Origin of the sequence: Limnohabitans sp. T6-5, assembly GCF_003063315.1 — a bacterium.
Classification (GTDB): Bacteria; Pseudomonadota; Gammaproteobacteria; order Burkholderiales; family Burkholderiaceae_C; genus Limnohabitans_A.
The window spans coordinates 753,054-770,086 of record NZ_NERV01000003.1; the positions used below are offsets into that span (position 1 = coordinate 753,054).

The window sequence follows — 17,033 nt, forward strand, 5'->3', positions numbered from 1 at the left end:
TGTCGAGGTTTTCGACCGCCGACCCGCAAAAATGATTGTTTGGACTCGGTCATCAAAAACGGGTACGCATCTTGCTATCCTCTCTACAGGAGTGACGAGCTATGCGCCAATTCGATGAAATGTACAGCCGCTTGCCTGCAATCGGCATTGCGGGAGAAGTCCGTAAACACTATGCGGCTTATGCCCTGTGGTTGAAAGCGCAAGACCCTCAGATCATGGCTTCGCGCCGTGAAGAAGCCGAGATGATTTTTCGCCGTGTGGGCATCACCTTTGCCGTCTACGGCGAACTGGACGAAGACAAAAACAAAGAAGAGGGGGGCACCGAGCGCCTGATTCCGTTTGACCTGATTCCCCGCGTGATCGCCGCCCAGGAGTGGAAAAGCATGGAGGCCGGACTGGTGCAGCGCGTCACGGCCCTCAACCGTTTCATCCACGACGTGTACCACGACCAGGACATCTTGAAGGCCGGGGTGATCCCCCGCGAGCAGATCGAGAACAACGCGCAGTTTCGCCCCGAGATGGTGGGTGTTCATGTCCCCAACAACATCTATTCGCACATCAGCGGCATCGACATCGTGCGCGCCCCCGACAGCGCCGGCAACGGCGAGTACTACGTGCTCGAAGACAACCTGCGCGTGCCCAGCGGTGTGAGCTACATGCTCGAAGACCGCAAGATGATGATGCGGTTGTTCCCTGAGTTGTTCAGCCAGCACCGCGTGGCCCCGGTGGCGCATTACCCGGATTTATTGCTGGAGACCTTGCGCGCCAGCAGCCCCGCCACCACGGCCGAGCCCACGGTGGTGGTGCTCACGCCCGGCATGTACAACAGCGCCTATTTCGAGCACGCCTTTTTGGCGCAGCAAATGGGCGTGGAGCTGGTCGAAGGGCAAGACCTGTTTGTCAAAGACAAATTCGTCTACATGCGCACCACGCGCGGCCCCAAGCGGGTGGACGTGATCTACCGCCGGGTGGACGACGACTTTTTGGACCCCAACGTGTTCCGTCCCACCTCGACGCTGGGCTGCGCGGGCCTGATGGAGGCCTACAAGGCCGGTCATGTGGCGATCTGCAACGCGGTGGGCACGGGCGTGGCCGACGACAAGTCGATCTACCCCTATGTGCCCGACATGATCAAGTTCTACCTGGGCGAGGAGCCGATCCTCAAAAACGTGCCCACTTATCAGTGCCGAAAGCTCGACGATTTGCAGTACACGCTGGCCAACCTCAAGGACCTGGTGGTCAAGGAAGTGCACGGCGCAGGCGGCTACGGCATGCTGGTCGGCCCGGCCTCGACGAAAGAAGAGATCGAGCGTTTCAGAGGGGCCCTCTTGGCCAACCCCGAGGGCTACATCGCGCAACCTACGCTGAGTTTGTCGAGCTGCCCCACGTATGTGGAAAGCGGCATCGCGCCGCGTCACATCGACCTGCGCCCCTTTGTGCTGAGCGGCCGCACGGTGCAAATGGTGCCTGGGGGCCTGACCCGCGTGGCACTGAAAGAAGGCTCTTTGGTGGTGAACTCGTCGCAGGGCGGCGGCACCAAAGACACCTGGATTTTGCAGGACTGAGCCATGCAGAAACTCGGTTTTTCGTAGGCCGGTGGCTTGAGCCCCGACATCTTGGTTGTGCACAGGCCCATGTCGAGCTTTTGCCGCCGACCTCCAAAAACCAAGCACAGCCAGTCGGTTTTAAACCCGCCCACACAGCCCAAGATCCGCCACGAATCGTCAAGGAAATCCCATGCTTTCAAGAACCGCTGACCACCTTTTCTGGATGTCCCGCTACATGGAGCGGGCCGAGAACACCGCCCGCATGCTCAATGTGAGCTACGAGACTTCCTTGCTGCCGCAATCGGCCGCCGCCGTCGAGGCGGGCTGGGAGGGCATCTTGTCCATCAGCGAACTGCTGCCTTCGTACCAGGCGCTGTATGCCAACGTCAATCCCCGAGACGTGATGGCCTTCATGGTCAAGGACGCGGACAACCCCTCGTCGATCATCTCGTGCCTGCGCGCTGCCCGTGAAAACGCCCGCGCCGTGCGCGGCACCTTGACCACCGAGGTGTGGGAGACGCAAAACCAGACCTGGCTGGAAGTCAACCGCATGCTCAAAAGCGGCGAGTTCGAGCGCGATCCGGGTCAGTTCTTTGAATGGGTCAAGTTCCGTTCGCACCTGTCACGCGGCGTGACGGTGGGGACCATGCTGATGGACGAGTCGCTGTACTTCATGCGCATGGGCACTTTTCTGGAACGGGCCGACAACACGGCGCGTCTGGTGGATGTGAAGTTCCACGCCATGAACAATGACTTTTTCGGTGCGCCCATGTACGGTGGCATGGAGGCCGAGGTCACGCAGGAATACGACTTCTACCACTGGAGCGCCATCTTGCGCAGCGTGAGCGGCTTCGAGGTGTACCGCAAGGTCTACCGAGATGTGATCCGGCCCGAGCGTGTGGCCGAGTTGCTGATCCTGCGGCCCGACATGCCGCGCTCGCTGCACGCGAGTTTGAATGAGGTGCTGTCGAATTTGAAGCTGGTCTCGCACGATCCCGAAAGCGACACATTGCGCCACGCCGGGCGTTTGCGCTCGGAGCTGGCATTTGGCCGCATCGACGAAATCCTGGCCACGGGCCTGCACGCCTACCTGACCCAGTTTCTGGAACGGGTGAATGTGCTGGGCGGCCGCATCAGCCGCGAGTTTTTGATGCCGCAAGCGGCATAAACAGCCATGGCAAGACTGGATGGCCACGTCGATGCGCTCCTCGCCATGACGGGTGGATAGTCGTCATGGCGAGCGAAGCGTGGCAATCCAGTTGGCAATTCAGCACCAGTCTCTTTCTTGGCAGGCGCAGTCAGCAAAGATTTGTCGGGGTCTTCGATTGCTGACCTACCAATGGCCAGTTTGCTCCTCGGCACTCGAAGAGTCCGACATGTGCTATTTCAGTCCAGCGTCAGCACCACAGGCGCATGGTCACTGGGGCGCTCGTTTTTGCGGGGTACGCGGTCGATGACGCAGGTTTTTGCGCGGGCTTTGAGGGCCTCGGAAATCAGGATGTGGTCAATCCGCAAACCTCTGTTGCGCCGGAAGGCGAACTCGCGGTAGTCCCACCAGCTGTAGCTTTTCTCGGGCTGCTCGAACAGGCGGAAGCTGTCCGTGAGTCCGAGGTCGCTCAGCGCTTTGAGTTTTTCTCGTTCGGCATCGGTGCAGTGGATGGTGCCTGCCAGGCCCACCGGGTCCCACATGTCCAGTTCGTCAAAGGTGATGTTGTAGTCGCCCAGCAGCACCAGCTGCGGGTGGCGGGTCATTTCACCCTTTACCCAGTCGCGCAGTGCATCCAGCCAGCGCATTTTGTAGACAAACTTGTCGCTGTCCGGGGCCTGGCCGTTGGGGAAGTAAGCGCCGATCACGCGCAGGCTGCCGCCCGCCTCGTCGGGGTAGGTGGCCGCAATCACGCGTGACATGTCGTCTTCAAAGCCGGGGATGTTTTTGACCACTTCCGTGCCTTCGGCCTTGGAGATCAAGGCCACGCCGTTGTAGGTCTTCTGGCCAAACCATTGCGCCTGGTAGCCCGCCTCGGCAAAGGCGGCGGCGGGAAATTTGTCGTCGGTGAGTTTGAGTTCCTGCAGGGCCAGCACATCGGTGGGGTTGGCGGCAAGCCAGTCCAGCACCTGCGGCAGGCGCACCGACAGTGAGTTCACGTTCCAGGTGGCAATTTTCATGGAGCGCTCAAATGTGCAGGGCGGCCAGGCCACCGATCACGACGCCAACGGCGCCAGCGCCGTACATGACGTATTCCAGCCATTTGCGCTTGGACAGCAAGGCAATCGCGGCCATGGCGATGGACACCTGTAGCACGGTGGTCGCTTGCGCCCAGCGGTGGTGTTGGTGCATTTGCTCGTCGGATTGCTCATCCCAGGACTTGGCTTCGGCTTCGAGCTTTTCTGCGGCCTGTTTGATCTCGGCTTTTTCAGCTTTGTAGCGTTTGATTTCGTCGGTGTAGAAGTCTTTCCTGGATGCGGGCGCCAATTCAATGGCCAGCTCGCTCAGGTTTTGCTTGCTGCTTTTGGCCTGGTAATAGTTCCACTGGTTGGAGGCTTCTGTTTTCTTCAAGGCTGCATTGTTTTTGTACAGCCCGGCATTGGCCTGCGTGGCGCCGCCCATATAGCCAAACAAGGCGCCCACCGTGGCGATCAGGGCGGTGAACATGGCGATGCTGTTGGTGTGGCTGCCGCCATGGCCTTGAGCGGCGTGTTCCAGTTCGTGGTCGTGCGGGCCGTGGACGTGAAAACCGTGTCCTGACATGTGAGGATTCCTTAAAGGCTGTGTTGGTAAGTGACAAAACTGAAGGGCAAACCCTGGGTCGAAACCTGTGGTTCGCGCCGGACCTCTTGCCAGTCGGCGCCGAGTGTAGGGGCGAATGCATCCCCTTCGTAATCGCAGTCAATTTCGGTGACCACGGCGCTGCTGGCGAGCGGCTCGGCTTGGCGATAAATTTCGGCGCCGCCCATGATCCAGGCGTCGGGCACATCGCCGCACAGATGCATGGCGTCTTCTATCGAGCTGGCCCGCACTGCGCCTTGGGCTTGCCAGTCGGCCTGGCGGGTGATGACGATGTTCAGTCGGCCGGGCAGGGGGCGGAATTTCGAGGGCAGCGATTCCCAGGTTTTGCGACCCATGATGACGGGCTGGCCGAGCGTCACACGCTTGAAGTGCGCCAGGTCTTCGGGCAGATGCCAAGGCATCTGATTGTCTTTGCCGATCACGCCATTGCGGGCGCGGGCGTAAATGAGGTGGAGTTTCATGTGGGGTGTCGTACTGAATTGCCGTCTAGCCTTGCTCAACCCAATGCGCTGGATGGCCACGTCACTGCGCTATTCGCCATGACAGCCAAGATAACCGTCATGGCGAGCGAAGCGCGGCAATCCATGTCTTTGGGGTTCAAACGGCCACCGGTGCCTTGATGGCGGGGTGGCATTCGTAGCCTACGACTTCGAAGTCTTCGTATTCGTAGTCGAAGATCGAAGCGGGCTTGCGCTTGATGTTGAGCGTGGGGTAGGCCATGGGCGCACGACTCAGCTGTAGCTCAACCTGTTGGTGATGATTCGAGTAGATGTGGCAGTCGCCACCGGTCCAGATGAAGTCTCCGACATCCATGTCGCATTGCTGAGCGATCATGTGCGTGAGCAAGGCGTAGCTGGCGATGTTGAAGGGCACGCCCAGAAAGATGTCCGCGCTGCGCTGGTACAGCTGGCAGCTGAGCTTGGGCTTGTCGCCTGCCTTTTGGGGCGGCGCCACATAGAACTGGAAGAAAGCGTGGCAAGGCATGAGCGCCATCTGGTCCAGCTCGGCCACGTTCCAGGCGCTGACGATGATGCGGCGGCTGTCGGGGTTGCTTTTGAGCGTGTCCATGACCTGCTGGATCTGGTCGATGTGGCCGCCGCCCGGGGTGGGCCAGTTGCGCCATTGCACGCCGTACACCGGACCCAGGTCACCGTCTTCGCGCGCCCATTCGTCCCAGATGGTGCAGCCGCGCTCTTGCAGCCATTTCACATTGCTGTCGCCGCGCAGGAACCACAGCAGCTCCACGATGATGGCCCGCAAAAAGACCTTCTTGGTGGTGACGAGCGGAAAGCCCTCGTTCAGGTCAAAACGCATCTGATGGCCGAACACGCTGCGCGTGCCGGTGCCGGTGCGGTCACCCTTTTGCACGCCGGTCGTGTAGACGTGGCGCATGAAGTCTTCGTACTGGCTGCGCACTGGGCGATGAAGGCGGCGGGCTGGGGTGTTCATGGTCGCTAAGTTTAAAGGCTGGATTTCAAGCAAGCACACGCCCGGGATTGAGCAGGTTTTGCGGGTCCAGCGCCTGTTTGACCGCCCGCATCATGGCCAGCGCCGTGGGGTCTTTGTAAAGGGGCAGCTTGCCGACTTTGAGCTCACCCACGCCATGTTCGGCGCTGATGGAGCCGTCAAAGCGCTTGACCTGGTCAAACACCAGGGTGTTCACGCGTTCTTCGTTCTCGCGCAAAAAGTTGAGGCCATCCACACCCTCGGGGGCCTGAACGTTGTAGTGCAGATTACCGTCGCCCAGATGCCCGAAGTCCACCATGCGCACGCCAGGCACCTCGCTTTCCAGCAGGGCGTCGGTCTCGGCCACAAAGGCCGGGATGCGCGAGACCGGGATGCTGATGTCGTGTTTGATGTTCAGGCCTTCGGTGGCCTGCGCCAGGGTGATGCTTTCACGGATGTGCCACAGCCCGCGTGCCTGGTTCAGGTTTTCGGCGACCACGGCATCGGTCACGCAGCCGACCTCCAGTGCGGTTTCCAGCAAGGCTTCAAACTGGCTGCGGGCATGCTGCTCGTTTTCGCTGTCGGAGTTTTCGAGCAGCACGCACCAGGGGGTGTCCTGCCACAGCGGCACCCGCAGTTGGGGGTAGTGTTTGTCGACCAGACTCAGCGCAAACTGGCCCATGACTTCAAAGCCCGTGAGGCCCGGACCCAGGCGCTGGTGGGCCAAGCCCAGCAATTGCACAGCGGCTTGCATGCTGGGCACGGCGGCCCAGGCGGTCAGCTGTGCGGCGGGTTGCGGGTAAAGCTTCATGGTGGCGGCGGTGATGATGCCCAGCGTGCCTTCGCTGCCGATCATCAAATTGCGCAGGTCGTAGCCGGTGTTGTCCTTGCGCAGACCTGACAGGCCGTGCCAGATGTCGCCTTGTGCGGTGACGACTTCCAGGCCCAGGCACAGCTCGCGGGTGTTGCCGTAGCGCACGACTTGCGTGCCGCCCGCGTTGGTGCCCAGATTGCCACCGATCGTGCAGCTGCCTTCGGCGCCCAGGCTCAGGGGGAACAGAAATCCGGCGCCCTCGGCAGCCGCTTGCAGGTTTTGCAGCACGCATCCGGCTTCCACCGTGATGGTCAGGTTGGCCGGGTCAATTGTCCGCACCGCGTTCATGCGGGTCATGCTCAGCACGATCTGGCGGCCCGAGTCGTCGGGCACGCCGCCCACCACCAGCCCGGTGTTGCCGCCTTGCGGCACGATGGGGGTGCCCACCGCAGCGCAGGCCTTCACCACGGCGGCCACTTCGCGCGTGCTGCCGGGGCGCACCACGGCCAGGGCGCGGCCCCGCACGCGTTTGCGCCAGTCCTGTTCCCAGGGGCTCAGGTCGGTGGCAGGGTCTTCATGGGTGAGGACGTTGGCTGCGCCGCAAATGTCACGCAGCTGGGAGATCAGGACGGCTGAAGGGGTCATGGTGCGGTCAGGGCGGTCGGCCGGAAGCGTTCGGGAAAAATCAATCTTTGGGCACAGGCACAAAATGACCTGTCGCCTTGGCGGCCCGGATGCGGATGCGCACATGCAGGGCGCAGGCTACGAACAGACTGGTGCACAGCAGCACCTGCAGCAGCGCCAGGCCATTCGATGGCCATTTGTCGCTCCAGGCGCGCACGGCGCCTTCGGTGAAGTACAGCCACACCAGCATGCTCACCCAGCGGTAGGTGTACATGCGGTTTTTCAGCAAACCTGCCAGAGGCAGGCACAGCGGCAGCACTTTGATGGCCCACCAGGAGCCTCCCGGACGCAGTGGCGCCAGCCAAAGCTCCCAGGCCAAGCCCACAACGATGAGGCCCAGCAAGCTGCCGGTGGCCAGGGTTCGGGTGAAATTGACGCCGGTGGGGATGTGGTCTGAGTTTGGGTTCATGGCGGTGGCATCATACCGGGCATGAAATCTATTTCCCCCATGCCTTCGTGGCGTGAACACCTGCTGGGCTGGTGGCAAGAGCTGGCCGAGCTGCCCTGGCGCCAGATGCTGGGCGTTTTGTCTCACCGTTTTCGGGATGCCCGGTTGGGCGTGAGCGCCAGTTCCCTGACCTTCACGACCGTGTTGGCCCTGGTGCCTTTGTTTGTGGTGGGCCTGTCGGTGTTTGCGGCTTTTCCGATGTTCGGCAAGTTTCAGGACACCATCCAGCGCTGGCTGATCGATAGCCTCATGCCCGAGAGCATTTCCCGGCAGGTGCTGAGTTATTTGACGCAGTTTTCACGCAAGGCCAGCCGCTTGGGCTCGGTCGGTCTGGTCGCCGTCATCATGACGGCAGTAGCCTTGATGGTCACGATTGAGCGGACTTTGGGGCAGATCTGGCGCATTGATCGGCAACGGCCCCTGGCTCAACGCGTGCTGCTGTATTGGTCGGCCATCACACTGGGGCCTTTGTTTCTGGGGGCGAGTCTGGCGATCACCTCGTATGTGGTGACGGCTTCGAGCAATGTGGTCGATGTGCTGCCTGGTTTTGTGCGCGGCATTCTGGATGGTCTGGAATTCATGCTGCTGGTCGCGTGTGTCAGTGGGGTGTATTTTTATGTGCCTTACACCCGCGTGCAGTGGCGCCATGCGATGACGGCGGGTTTTCTGGTGGCCGGGGGCATCGAGATCGCCAAGAAGTTGTTGGCCATTTACCTGACCCAGATTCCGACCTATTCGGTCATTTACGGCGCTTTTGCGGCCGTGCCGATTTTGCTGGTCTGGATCTATGTGATTTGGGTGATTGTGCTGCTGGGCGCCGTGCTGGCCGCCAGCATGCCCGAGGTGCGGCGCCAGCATTGGCGCCAACCCGATGGCGCGGGCTGGCAGTTCCGCGTGTCGCTGGAACTGCTCGGCGCACTGCACGCGGCGCGCAACACCCCGTTGCACGGCCTGAGCGCTGAGGCTTTGAGCTTGCAATTGCGGCTTGATGTGCGCGAGGTCATGGTTGTGCTGGACGCGCTTCGCCAACTCGATTGGGTCGGCTGCCTGCGTGACGGGGGCGGCGCAGAGGCTTCGCGGTATGTGTTGCTGATCGATCCCGAACACACCCAGGCCGGGCCTTTGGCCCACCGACTGCTGCTTTTGCGCGAGGCCACCTCAGAGCCCCTCTGGTTGGCTGCAGGCCTGGACCAATTGCCCCTGGCACCGCTTTTGCCACAGTCACTCACCCTGTCTTCGTAGGTCAGGGGGCGAAGACTCCGACGTTTCAAAAGGGAATGCGGCCTGTCCAGATGTCCTTGTACATGACCCAGTCGCCCATGAAGCTGTAAAGCGGGCGCTTGAAGCTGGCGGGCTTGTTTTTCTCGAACACAAAGTGACCGATCCAGGCGCAGCCATAGCCGCACAGCAGGCCATACACAAAGTATTGGGGTTTGCCGGTGACGGCCAGCATGGCCAGGCAGATCAGCGACAGTGTGCTCCCCACAAAGTGCAGGCGGCGGCAGGTGCGGTGGCTGTGCTCGCTCAAGTAGAAAGGGTAGAACTCTGCAAAGCTGACGTGGTGAAGGGCTTGGGTCATGGGGTGTCTCCTCAAAAGTTCAGGCGGTGCGAAAGGCTGCGTTTAAAAAACCACGGAAACGCGCCCGGCCACCGCGCACAGGTGCTTGCGTGAGCTGGTAATCGGGAAATCGCTGCAAAAAGCGCCCGATGGCCACGCGGCCTTCCAGTCGCGCCAGGCTCAGGCCTGCGCACTGGTGCACACCAAAGCCAAAGGCCAGGTGCTTGTTGCCGGTGCGGCGCAGGTCCAGCTGTTCGGGGTTCTCGTACACCGCAGGGTCGCGGTTGGCCGCGCCGATGCACAGCGTGACCAATGCGCCTTCAGGAAGATCGACGCCATTGACCTGTGTGGCCTGCAGAGCGCGGCGGTTGCCCAGCTGGTTGGATGATTCAAAGCGCAGGAACTCGTCTACCGCCAGACCCAGAATGTGTTCCCGTTCTTCGTCGCTGGCCGCTTGTTTCAGGTCGGCCTTCAGTTGTTCGCGCTGTTCGGGCCATTCCTGCAGGCTGATGAGCGCGTTGCCGATCAGGTTGGTGGTGGTTTCATGCCCGGCGTTGAGCAAAAAAACGCAGTTTTGCAGCAGCTCGACTTCGCTCAGGGCGTCGCCACCTGTTTCGCCATCCTTTTCGCCTTGGATCAGTCGGGTCAGCACATCGTGCTCCGGGTCGCCCGGGCGCTGGCGGCGCTGGGCGACCAGTTCGCGCAAATAAGCCAGAAACTCGGTCACGCTGCGGTTGCCCAGCGCTTCCTGCTCGGGCGTGAGGGCGGGCTCAAGCGCTCCCAAAATGGCCAGCGACCAGCCGCGCAAGGGCTCGCGGTCGGCGTGCGGCACGTCCAGCAGGTTGCCGATGATCTCCACCGGAATGGCCGAGGCAAAGTCTTCGATCAGGTCGCCGCCGCCGCGTGCCTCGATCTTGTCCAGCAGGCTGTCGACCAGCTGCACCAGCCCAGGCTCCATGGCCTCAATGACGCGGCGGGTCAGCGCGCCCATGATCAGGCGCCGCACCCGGGTGTGCAGGGGCGGGTCGTTGAAGACCAGGCTGTTGGTGTGGTGCTCAAACAGCGGGGCAACACCGCCTGCTGTGGCGTAGGGCGCTTGGTTGAACGGGGCGTGGTTGTATTTGGGGGCGAACTCGACTTGCTTGTCGGAGCTGAAGACCTTGGCGTCGCGGTACACGGCCACCAGATCGGCGTGACGCGTGAGGAAATACGCCCCATCGGGCATGCGCTTGAATGGCTCGGCTTCGCGCAGCGCGGCATAGACCGGGTAGGGGTTGTCCAGAAAATCGCGCGGCAGGCTGCGCAGGTCCAGCGTGCGGGCGATTTCTTGAGCCCGGGCCACGTTCATGGAGGGCGTGATGTTGACGTTCATGATTTCAGAAAATCCTTGAGGGCCTGCAGCACGCCATCGGGCGCTTCGGTCATGAGCGAATGGCCTGCGAGCAGATTGACCACCTTCGGCTTGGCACAAAGCTCGATCAGGCTTTGCGCAGCCTTGGGCGGTGTCATTTGGTCGGCGTTGCCCAGCACAAACAGGGTGGGGCAAGTCACACGGGGCATGGCGGCTTCGGCGCCGCTGTAGCTGTCGCAGGCCTTGAAGCCGGTGTGGAACACATTGACTTGCGTGTTGCTGGCCAGCACCCGGCGCATGAGCGCCTTGCTGCCGCCATACAGCCAGGTGCCCGGCCCCAGGGCCGAAGGCGGTGGGGCCAGCGTCGAGTGCGAAAAGCTGTTGACCATGTCGATGGCCTTGAACGGTGCGCTGACCGACAGGTCGAGCAGGGCAGGTGAGACGCGCATCGGATAGGCGGTACCGACCATGACCAGACGGCTCACGCGGCCCGGGTGTGTCTCTGAATCGCGTGCCGCCGCTTCGAGCGCGATCAGCGAGCCAAAGCTGTGGCCGATCAGCGCTGCCTGGCTGATGTTCAGGGCATCGAGCAGCGCGATGACGGTGTCGGCCGCTTCGGCCACGCTTTGCGGTGGCGGGCCTTCGCTTTTGCAGTGTCCAGGCAGGTCAATCGCCAGCACATTCCAGCCGTGGTGGGCGAGGTACCGGGTTTGCAAGATCCAGACGCTGTGGTCGTTGAGCACGCCGTGGATGAACACGGCGGTGGGCTGCGTGGGGTTGAAGTCTTTGCCGCCGGTGTAGGCGTAAAGCGCGTGGCCTTGGACAGAGATTTTCATGCGGCTTTCTCCGCAGCCTTGAGGGCTTTTTTGAGGTCGTCGATCAGATCGGCGGGGTCTTCCAGGCCAACCGACAGGCGGATCGTGCCAGGGCCGATACCGCTGGCGGCCAGGGCCTCGTCAGTCATGCGGAAATGCGTGGTGCTGGCCGGGTGGATCACCAGGCTTTTAGCATCGCCCACATTGGCCAGGTGGCTGAAGACCTTGAGGGCTTCGATGAATTTTTGACCTTGGGCGCGGCTGCCTTTGATGTCGAAGCTGAACACCGAGCCCGCGCCGCGTGGCAACAGCTTTTGCGCCAGCGCGTGCGAAGGATGGCTCTCCAGCATGGGGTGGCCCACGCGGCTGACCATCGGGTGCGCGGCCAGAAACTCGACCACTTTGGCGGTGTTTTCCATGTGCCGGGCCATGCGCAGCGGCAGGGTTTCGATGCCTTGCAGGATCAGCCAGGCGGTGTGCGGGCTCATGCAGGCGCCAAAGTCGCGCAGGCCCTCGCGCCGCGCACGCAGCAAGAAGGCGCCCACGGTACTTTCTTCGCTGAAGACCATGTTGTGAAAGCCTTCGTAGGCCTGGCTCAGTTCGGCGAACTTGCCGGACTTGTCCCAGTCAAAACTGCCACCATCGACCACCACACCACCCACCACCGTGCCGTGGCCCGACAAAAACTTGGTGGCCGAGTGGTAGACCAGATCGGCACCGTGGTCAAAAGGTTTGATGAGCCAAGGCGAGGTCAGGGTCGAGTCCACCAGCAGCGGCACACCGGCCTCGTGCGCAATGGCGCTGATGGCCGGGATGTCCAGCACGTCCATGCCCGGGTTGCCCACGGTCTCACCAAAAAAGAGTTTGGTGTTGGGTTGCACGGCGGCTTTCCAAGCGTCCAGATCGCCCGGTTTGACGAAGGTGGTGCTGATGCCAAAGCGGTTCAGGGTGTAGTGCAGCAGGTTGTGCGAGCCGCCATACAAAGCGGTGGACGCCACGATGTGTGAGCCCGCCCCCATGAGGGTGGCAATCGTCAGGTGCAAAGCCGCCTGGCCGCTGGCGGTGGTGATGGCGCCAATGCCGCCTTCCAGAGCCGCCATGCGCTGCTCCAGCACCGCGTTGGTGGGGTTGCTGATGCGGCTGTACACATGGCCAGGCCGCTCCAGGTTGAACAGGGCGGCGGCTTGGTCGCTCGACTCGAAGACGAACGAGGTGGTCAGATGAATCGGCACCGCCCGTGAGCCGGTGCTGGGGTCGGGTGCGGCGCCTGCATGCAGGGCCAGGGTGTCAAAACCGGGGTCGCTGTAGCCAGCCATGGGGTGTCTCCGAAAAAGAAAGTGTGCGGCAAGCTTCAATCGCTACGCTCGGCTTTCATTGTGGGCTATATTGGAAGCCAATTAAAACTGTACTCGACCCCAAGGAGACACACCATGCAAGTCAACGACATCCTCCGCGTCAAAGGCGGCACGCTGTTCACAGTGCACCCCGATGAGCCCCTGTCTCGCGCCATGAACGACATGGCCGAAAAAGACATCGGGTCTTTGGTGGTCATGGCCCAAGGCGACCTGGTGGGCATGCTGACTTTCCGCGAAGTGATCCAGCAGATCGTCAAGAATGGCGGCCAGGTGGGCCACACCACCGTGCGCGAGGCCATGGACAGCCAACCGTTGACTTGCACCGGCGAGACCGACATCGACAATGTGCGCCGCATGATGCTGGAGCACCATGCCCGCTACATGCCTGTCATGGACCAGCGCGTGTTGATGGGTGTGATCAGCTTCTACGACGTGGCCAAGGCCGTGGTGGACAGCCAGAACTTTGAAAACAAGATGCTCAAGGCTTATATCCGCGACTGGCCAGCCCATGAAGCGGTGGAGCCGGACGTCAAGCTTTGAAGAACGGAGCACGCGGCGCGTATTGAGCGCGCCAGATCGCTGTCCAATGCGCCAGTGAGGCGTCAATGTCCGTGACTTCTGCCCGCACGGGTAAATCCACGGCCAACGCGGCCTGCCTCAGGGCATGCAGGGGGGGGTGCAAATCCAGCGCCTGGGCACCGTTTTGCTTGCTGAGTTTTTCGCCGTTGGCGCCCAGCACCAAGGCGGTGTGCAGGTATTGTGGTGTGGGCAAATCCAAGGCCTTTTGCAGCAGTATCTGGCGTGCCGTGTTGTCGGCCAGGTCTTCCCCGCGCACCACATGGCTGATGCCTTGCGCCGCATCGTCCACCACCACGGCCAGTTGGTAGGCCCACAAACCATCGGCACGGCGCAGCACGAAGTCGCCCACGGTCTCCAGGACATTTTGCGCTTGCCTTCCCAGCCTGCGGTCATGCCATTCGGTGATGGGCGGCAATCTCAATTCGGCCTGAACCGCCTGCACATTCAGGCGCCAGGCCCGTGCTGGCTTGCCTTGCAGGCCTGAGCGGCAGGTGCCTGGGTAGACCGCGACCTGGTGGCGCAGCACGGACCGGGCTTGTGCCGATTCAATGTCTTTGCGCGAGCACCCGCAAGGGTAGGCCCAGCCTTTGACGATCAAGGTCTCCAGCGCTGCTTGGTAGGCGTCTCCACGCTGGCTTTGCCAAAGCACCGGGCCATCGGGCACCAAATGGCAAAGTGCCAGTTGCTGCATGATGGCCAGGTCTGCGCCCGGCACGCAGCGCGGCGTGTCCACGTCTTCCAGGCGAACCCGCCACTGGCCCTGGTGGGCGCGTGCGTCCAGCCAGCTGGCCAGTGCGGCCACCAGGGAGCCCGCATGCAGCAAGCCGGTGGGAGAGGGGGCAAAGCGCCCGATATAGCCTGGCCCGGCCTGCTCAGACTCCGGGCGATTGCCTTCCCATCCCATGGATGGATCAGCGTTTTTTGAGCACCGACAAAGCCAATTCCAGGCCCGACACGAATGCGTCTTCGACCCGATGGCCTGTGCACCAGTCACCGCACAGACCGATGCCCAGGTCCTTGAACCACAAATGGCTCTGACCCAGAGGCTGTGAGGTCTTGGCATACAGCCAGCGGTGCACCTCGGCATGCGCCGGTGTGGCCCGAATGCCGGTGATTTCTGCAAAGGCCTTGAGCAGCTTGCCGGTGATGCGTTCGGGCGTGTCGTCCACATGTTCCGCAGACCAAGGGGCGCTGGCTTGTACGGTCCAGCGCTCAATGCGTTCACGCGCAGGTTTGGACGATTCGCGTGCCATCCAGGCGATGCGGTGGTGCGTGCTGCGCGCAGCGTTCCATTGGGGGCCGATCGTGATCAGGCCAGGCTGAACGGCTTGCGGGTAGGCCACCATCAGCGTCCAGCAAGGCTCGACCCGCACATCGCTCAAAGGCTGCGCCAGGGCGCTCAAGCCCGAGCTGTGCAGCAATGTGGTCGCTTGTGCAGGCGGGATGGCCAGGACCACACGGTCAAAACCGGCAAACACATGCTGACTACCGTCCTCGCCTTCGGTGTGCAGTTGCCAGCCGTTTTTCTTGAAGGGATCGGCGCTGATCTGGGTCACGCAGGTTTGCAACTGCACATTGCCGTCTTCCAGCAGCGGTTCGGCCCAGGCTTTGACCAGGCCATTCATGCCGGGCGTGGCCACCCAGTGACGCTCTCCGCCCGGCAGTCCGGCTTCGATGACGCGGCCATTGGGGTCGAGCACGCGCACAGCATTGGCGCTCCAGGGCTTGCACAGGCCGGGTACGGTGCTCAAGGCCAGGTCAAAGCGCGGGTCTCGCACGGTGAAGTACTGCGTGCCGTGGTCAAAACTGCCGAAGGCACTCGCACGCGTGGCCATGCGCCCGCCAAGTCCTCGGCTTTTTTCGAACAGTGTGACGTTGTGACCGGCTTGGCGCAGTGTCCGTGCACAAACTACGCCGGCCATGCCGACGCCGATGATGGCTGTGTTGTGTTGCATAGAGTGACCTTTTGTGTCGTATGGAATGACTTTCACCTTATACAGCATGTCGTTAGAGGATAAAATTCAAATTTCCGCATCATCAAAAATGTGAAAAATGTTTAATTAGTCATTTTTAATTTCCATTTAAGTATTTTTAATGGATGAGAATTGATTTTGTTTCTCAATATGATGAATATAAAATAATTAAGCTATAAACTCTGATGATAGTTGTCTTTCGTGCAGGTTAAATATTCAATTTCAAGGGTCAACTTTTGCATTGCTCAATATGTATTGAGTCACCTTCGGAGTATGAGAGTGGTTGATTTTTTGGCGATTTTTGTGATTTTGATGGGTTTGATGCCTGTTGGTCTGACCTATGCTCAAACTCAGCCGAGCACCTCGCCACCCACTGTGGTGCTTACTTCCACTTCCTCTCTCGCCGATCATGAGGAAGAGCGCCAAATTCCCGCAGCTGTGGTGGCTTATGTGCAAATGGCGCTGCAGCGCCATCCTGAACTTTTGCAAGCCGAAGCGCAAAGCCGTGCACAGGAAGGCTTGTACAAGGAAGCCAAATCCCAATTCATGCCGCGTGTGGTGGTGGGCGGCAATGCCGGTCAAGAAAATCAGCGCCTGACGGCATCAAACGTCTCGAACGCCTACAAGCAAAGCCAGGCCTACGTCCGCATGACCATGCCCTTGCTGGATCAGGGGCTGGAGGCACAGGCCGAGCAACGCCGTCAATCTTCCATTGGTGCGGACTGGAAGCTGGTGGACAAGCGGGAAGAGCTGATGCTGCGCACTTTGGAGGCCTATGTGGAAGTGCTCAGGGCTTCGCAGTTGCTGGTGCTGGCACAAGACAATTTGTCCATGCACCGTGGGTATGTCAAACAGGTCAAGGGGATTGCCAAGCTGGATTTGGGCCGGGCGGCTGACTTGCCCGCTGCCATGAGCCGCGCATCCCTGGCGGAGTCGGTCATGACCTCTCGCCTGATGCGTCTGGAGCAGGCGCGTCTGGAGTTTCAAAGCCTGACAGGCTTGGCCAAGGCACACGATTTGCCTGAAATGCGTTCGCTGACGCCTGCTGCGAGTCTCGAAGAAGCCTATCAAAAAGCCCTCAATGCCAGCCCAGCCTTGCAAGTGGCCCGGGCCGATGTGGAGCAAGCTCAGCAGGGCATTGCCTTGGCCAAAGCTCCCTATCGCCCGCGCGTGAATCTGGATGCCACGGGCAAGACCGGACGCGATTTCAACGGCATTCATGGCAATCAATCGGATCTTTATCTGGGTGTGCAGGCCGAGTGGACGGTGTGGGCTGGCGGGGCGGATGGACATGCTCTGAATGCAGCCACGGCCACCCAGATGGCCACGCGTTTTGCCTTTGAAAAAGCACGCGATGAATTGCAGCAGCGCGTGGGTTCTGCCTGGTACGAATTTCTGGCGCACACCCAGTCCCTGGCCTCATTTGATGATTACGTCAACCACGCGCAAGAGATGGTGTACGCCAACCGCAAGCAGTTCAGGGTGGGGCGTCGCAATTTGCTGGATGTGCTCAATGCCGAAAATGAATTGTTCACCGCCCGCTCCAACAAGCTGTCTTCCGAGATGGACCAGATCAAGGCTTCTTTTCGCTTGATCGGTCTGCAGGGGCTTCTTCCCACGGTGTTGCAGCTGTGAGGGGCCAAGCGATGCATGACAGGGTGCTGTTTGCGGAGGC

General features: G+C 61.1%; 17 protein-coding genes. 5 read left to right on the plus strand and 12 right to left on the minus strand.

Annotation, left to right across the window (positions count from 1 at the left end; genetic code table 11):
* Positions 1-101 precede the first annotated feature (101 nt).
* Positions 102-1,565 (plus strand): circularly permuted type 2 ATP-grasp protein, encoded by a 1,464-nt coding sequence (locus B9Z51_RS15185; RefSeq protein ID WP_108375929.1) that lies wholly within the window; start codon positions 102-104, stop codon positions 1,563-1,565.
* Positions 1,566-1,737: 172 nt separating this feature from the next.
* Entirely contained in the window at positions 1,738-2,715 is a 978-nt protein-coding gene (locus B9Z51_RS15190) for an alpha-E domain-containing protein (RefSeq protein WP_108375930.1), read from the plus strand.
* A gap of 218 nt (positions 2,716-2,933) precedes the next feature.
* On the opposite strand, the gene xth is transcribed toward B9Z51_RS15190, so the two are convergent.
* From xth to B9Z51_RS15220, 6 genes are all read right to left on the minus strand, one after another.
* Positions 2,934-3,713 (minus strand): exodeoxyribonuclease III, encoded by a 780-nt coding sequence (gene xth / locus B9Z51_RS15195; protein WP_108375931.1) that lies wholly within the window; start codon positions 3,711-3,713, stop codon positions 2,934-2,936.
* Positions 3,714-3,720: 7 nt separating this feature from the next.
* Positions 3,721-4,296 (minus strand): DUF4337 domain-containing protein, encoded by a 576-nt coding sequence (locus tag B9Z51_RS15200; RefSeq protein ID WP_108375932.1) that lies wholly within the window; start codon positions 4,294-4,296, stop codon positions 3,721-3,723.
* A gap of 11 nt (positions 4,297-4,307) precedes the next feature.
* On the minus strand, positions 4,308-4,796 hold the full coding sequence (locus tag B9Z51_RS15205; RefSeq protein ID WP_108375933.1) for a dihydrofolate reductase: 489 nt from the start codon (positions 4,794-4,796) through the stop codon (positions 4,308-4,310).
* Positions 4,797-4,932: 136 nt separating this feature from the next.
* On the minus strand, positions 4,933-5,784 hold the full coding sequence (locus B9Z51_RS15210; RefSeq protein ID WP_108375934.1) for a thymidylate synthase: 852 nt from the start codon (positions 5,782-5,784) through the stop codon (positions 4,933-4,935).
* A gap of 25 nt (positions 5,785-5,809) precedes the next feature.
* On the minus strand, positions 5,810-7,240 hold the full coding sequence (locus B9Z51_RS15215; protein WP_108375935.1) for an FAD-binding oxidoreductase: 1,431 nt from the start codon (positions 7,238-7,240) through the stop codon (positions 5,810-5,812).
* 40 nt (positions 7,241-7,280) lie between these two features.
* On the minus strand, positions 7,281-7,688 hold the full coding sequence (locus B9Z51_RS15220) for a DUF2069 domain-containing protein (RefSeq protein WP_108375936.1): 408 nt from the start codon (positions 7,686-7,688) through the stop codon (positions 7,281-7,283).
* A 21-nt stretch (positions 7,689-7,709) separates the two neighbouring features.
* On the opposite strand from B9Z51_RS15220, the gene B9Z51_RS15225 reads away from it, so the two are divergent.
* Positions 7,710-8,969 (plus strand): YihY family inner membrane protein, encoded by a 1,260-nt coding sequence (locus B9Z51_RS15225; protein WP_108375937.1) that lies wholly within the window; start codon positions 7,710-7,712, stop codon positions 8,967-8,969.
* A 25-nt stretch (positions 8,970-8,994) separates the two neighbouring features.
* Here the strand turns inward: B9Z51_RS15225 and B9Z51_RS15230 are convergent, their stop codons facing one another.
* The 4 genes from B9Z51_RS15230 to B9Z51_RS15245 are packed head-to-tail and all read right to left on the minus strand — an operon-like array spanning position 8,995 to position 12,767.
* Positions 8,995-9,306 (minus strand): DUF962 domain-containing protein, encoded by a 312-nt coding sequence (locus tag B9Z51_RS15230; protein ID WP_108375938.1) that lies wholly within the window; start codon positions 9,304-9,306, stop codon positions 8,995-8,997.
* 19 nt (positions 9,307-9,325) lie between these two features.
* Entirely contained in the window at positions 9,326-10,657 is a 1,332-nt protein-coding gene (locus B9Z51_RS15235; protein ID WP_233254984.1) for a cytochrome P450, read from the minus strand.
* Positions 10,654-11,472, minus strand: coding sequence for an alpha/beta fold hydrolase (locus B9Z51_RS15240; protein ID WP_108375939.1), 819 nt, complete (start codon positions 11,470-11,472; stop codon positions 10,654-10,656). The genes B9Z51_RS15235 and B9Z51_RS15240 overlap by 4 nt, the downstream gene beginning before the upstream one ends.
* Positions 11,469-12,767, minus strand: coding sequence for an O-acetylhomoserine aminocarboxypropyltransferase (locus tag B9Z51_RS15245; RefSeq protein WP_108375940.1), 1,299 nt, complete (start codon positions 12,765-12,767; stop codon positions 11,469-11,471). The genes B9Z51_RS15240 and B9Z51_RS15245 overlap by 4 nt, the downstream gene beginning before the upstream one ends.
* Positions 12,768-12,881: 114 nt before the next feature.
* Here B9Z51_RS15245 and B9Z51_RS15250 point away from each other — a divergent pair, with 114 nt between their 5' ends.
* Positions 12,882-13,346, plus strand: coding sequence for a CBS domain-containing protein (locus tag B9Z51_RS15250; RefSeq protein WP_108375941.1), 465 nt, complete (start codon positions 12,882-12,884; stop codon positions 13,344-13,346).
* On the opposite strand, the gene gluQRS is transcribed toward B9Z51_RS15250, so the two are convergent.
* Together gluQRS and B9Z51_RS15260 are read right to left on the minus strand one after the other, a co-directional pair.
* Positions 13,336-14,289 (minus strand): tRNA glutamyl-Q(34) synthetase GluQRS, encoded by a 954-nt coding sequence (gluQRS, locus tag B9Z51_RS15255; protein ID WP_108375942.1) that lies wholly within the window; start codon positions 14,287-14,289, stop codon positions 13,336-13,338. The genes B9Z51_RS15250 and gluQRS overlap by 11 nt on opposite strands.
* Positions 14,290-14,296: 7 nt before the next feature.
* Positions 14,297-15,340, minus strand: a complete 1,044-nt coding sequence (locus tag B9Z51_RS15260) for an NAD(P)/FAD-dependent oxidoreductase (protein ID WP_108376059.1) — start codon at positions 15,338-15,340, stop codon at positions 14,297-14,299.
* Between the two features lie 297 nt (positions 15,341-15,637).
* Here B9Z51_RS15260 and B9Z51_RS15265 point away from each other — a divergent pair, with 297 nt between their 5' ends.
* Positions 15,638-16,993 carry a TolC family protein gene (locus tag B9Z51_RS15265; RefSeq protein WP_158272908.1) on the plus strand — a complete coding sequence of 452 codons (1,356 nt, stop codon included), beginning with the start codon at positions 15,638-15,640 and terminating at the stop codon, positions 16,991-16,993.
* Positions 16,994-17,033: the final 40 nt, after the last annotated feature.

What these genes read in the sequence shown, in the direction of transcription:
- B9Z51_RS15185 (WP_108375929.1), top strand. Translation starts at nt 102, where the DNA reads ATGCGCCAATTCGATGAAATGTACAGCCGCTTGCCTGCAATCGGCATT.
- B9Z51_RS15190 (WP_108375930.1), top strand. Translation starts at nt 1,738, where the DNA reads ATGCTTTCAAGAACCGCTGACCACCTTTTCTGGATGTCCCGCTACATG.
- xth (WP_108375931.1), bottom strand. Translation starts at nt 3,713, where the DNA reads ATGAAAATTGCCACCTGGAACGTGAACTCACTGTCGGTGCGCCTGCCG.
- B9Z51_RS15200 (WP_108375932.1), bottom strand. Translation starts at nt 4,296, where the DNA reads ATGTCAGGACACGGTTTTCACGTCCACGGCCCGCACGACCACGAACTG.
- B9Z51_RS15205 (WP_108375933.1), bottom strand. Translation starts at nt 4,796, where the DNA reads ATGAAACTCCACCTCATTTACGCCCGCGCCCGCAATGGCGTGATCGGC.
- B9Z51_RS15210 (WP_108375934.1), bottom strand. Translation starts at nt 5,784, where the DNA reads ATGAACACCCCAGCCCGCCGCCTTCATCGCCCAGTGCGCAGCCAGTAC.
- B9Z51_RS15215 (WP_108375935.1), bottom strand. Translation starts at nt 7,240, where the DNA reads ATGACCCCTTCAGCCGTCCTGATCTCCCAGCTGCGTGACATTTGCGGC.
- B9Z51_RS15220 (WP_108375936.1), bottom strand. Translation starts at nt 7,688, where the DNA reads ATGAACCCAAACTCAGACCACATCCCCACCGGCGTCAATTTCACCCGA.
- B9Z51_RS15225 (WP_108375937.1), top strand. Translation starts at nt 7,710, where the DNA reads ATGAAATCTATTTCCCCCATGCCTTCGTGGCGTGAACACCTGCTGGGC.
- B9Z51_RS15230 (WP_108375938.1), bottom strand. Translation starts at nt 9,306, where the DNA reads ATGACCCAAGCCCTTCACCACGTCAGCTTTGCAGAGTTCTACCCTTTC.
- B9Z51_RS15235 (WP_233254984.1), bottom strand. Translation starts at nt 10,657, where the DNA reads ATGAACGTCAACATCACGCCCTCCATGAACGTGGCCCGGGCTCAAGAA.
- B9Z51_RS15240 (WP_108375939.1), bottom strand. Translation starts at nt 11,472, where the DNA reads ATGAAAATCTCTGTCCAAGGCCACGCGCTTTACGCCTACACCGGCGGC.
- B9Z51_RS15245 (WP_108375940.1), bottom strand. Translation starts at nt 12,767, where the DNA reads ATGGCTGGCTACAGCGACCCCGGTTTTGACACCCTGGCCCTGCATGCA.
- B9Z51_RS15250 (WP_108375941.1), top strand. Translation starts at nt 12,882, where the DNA reads ATGCAAGTCAACGACATCCTCCGCGTCAAAGGCGGCACGCTGTTCACA.
- gluQRS (WP_108375942.1), bottom strand. Translation starts at nt 14,289, where the DNA reads ATGGGATGGGAAGGCAATCGCCCGGAGTCTGAGCAGGCCGGGCCAGGC.
- B9Z51_RS15260 (WP_108376059.1), bottom strand. Translation starts at nt 15,340, where the DNA reads ATGCAACACAACACAGCCATCATCGGCGTCGGCATGGCCGGCGTAGTT.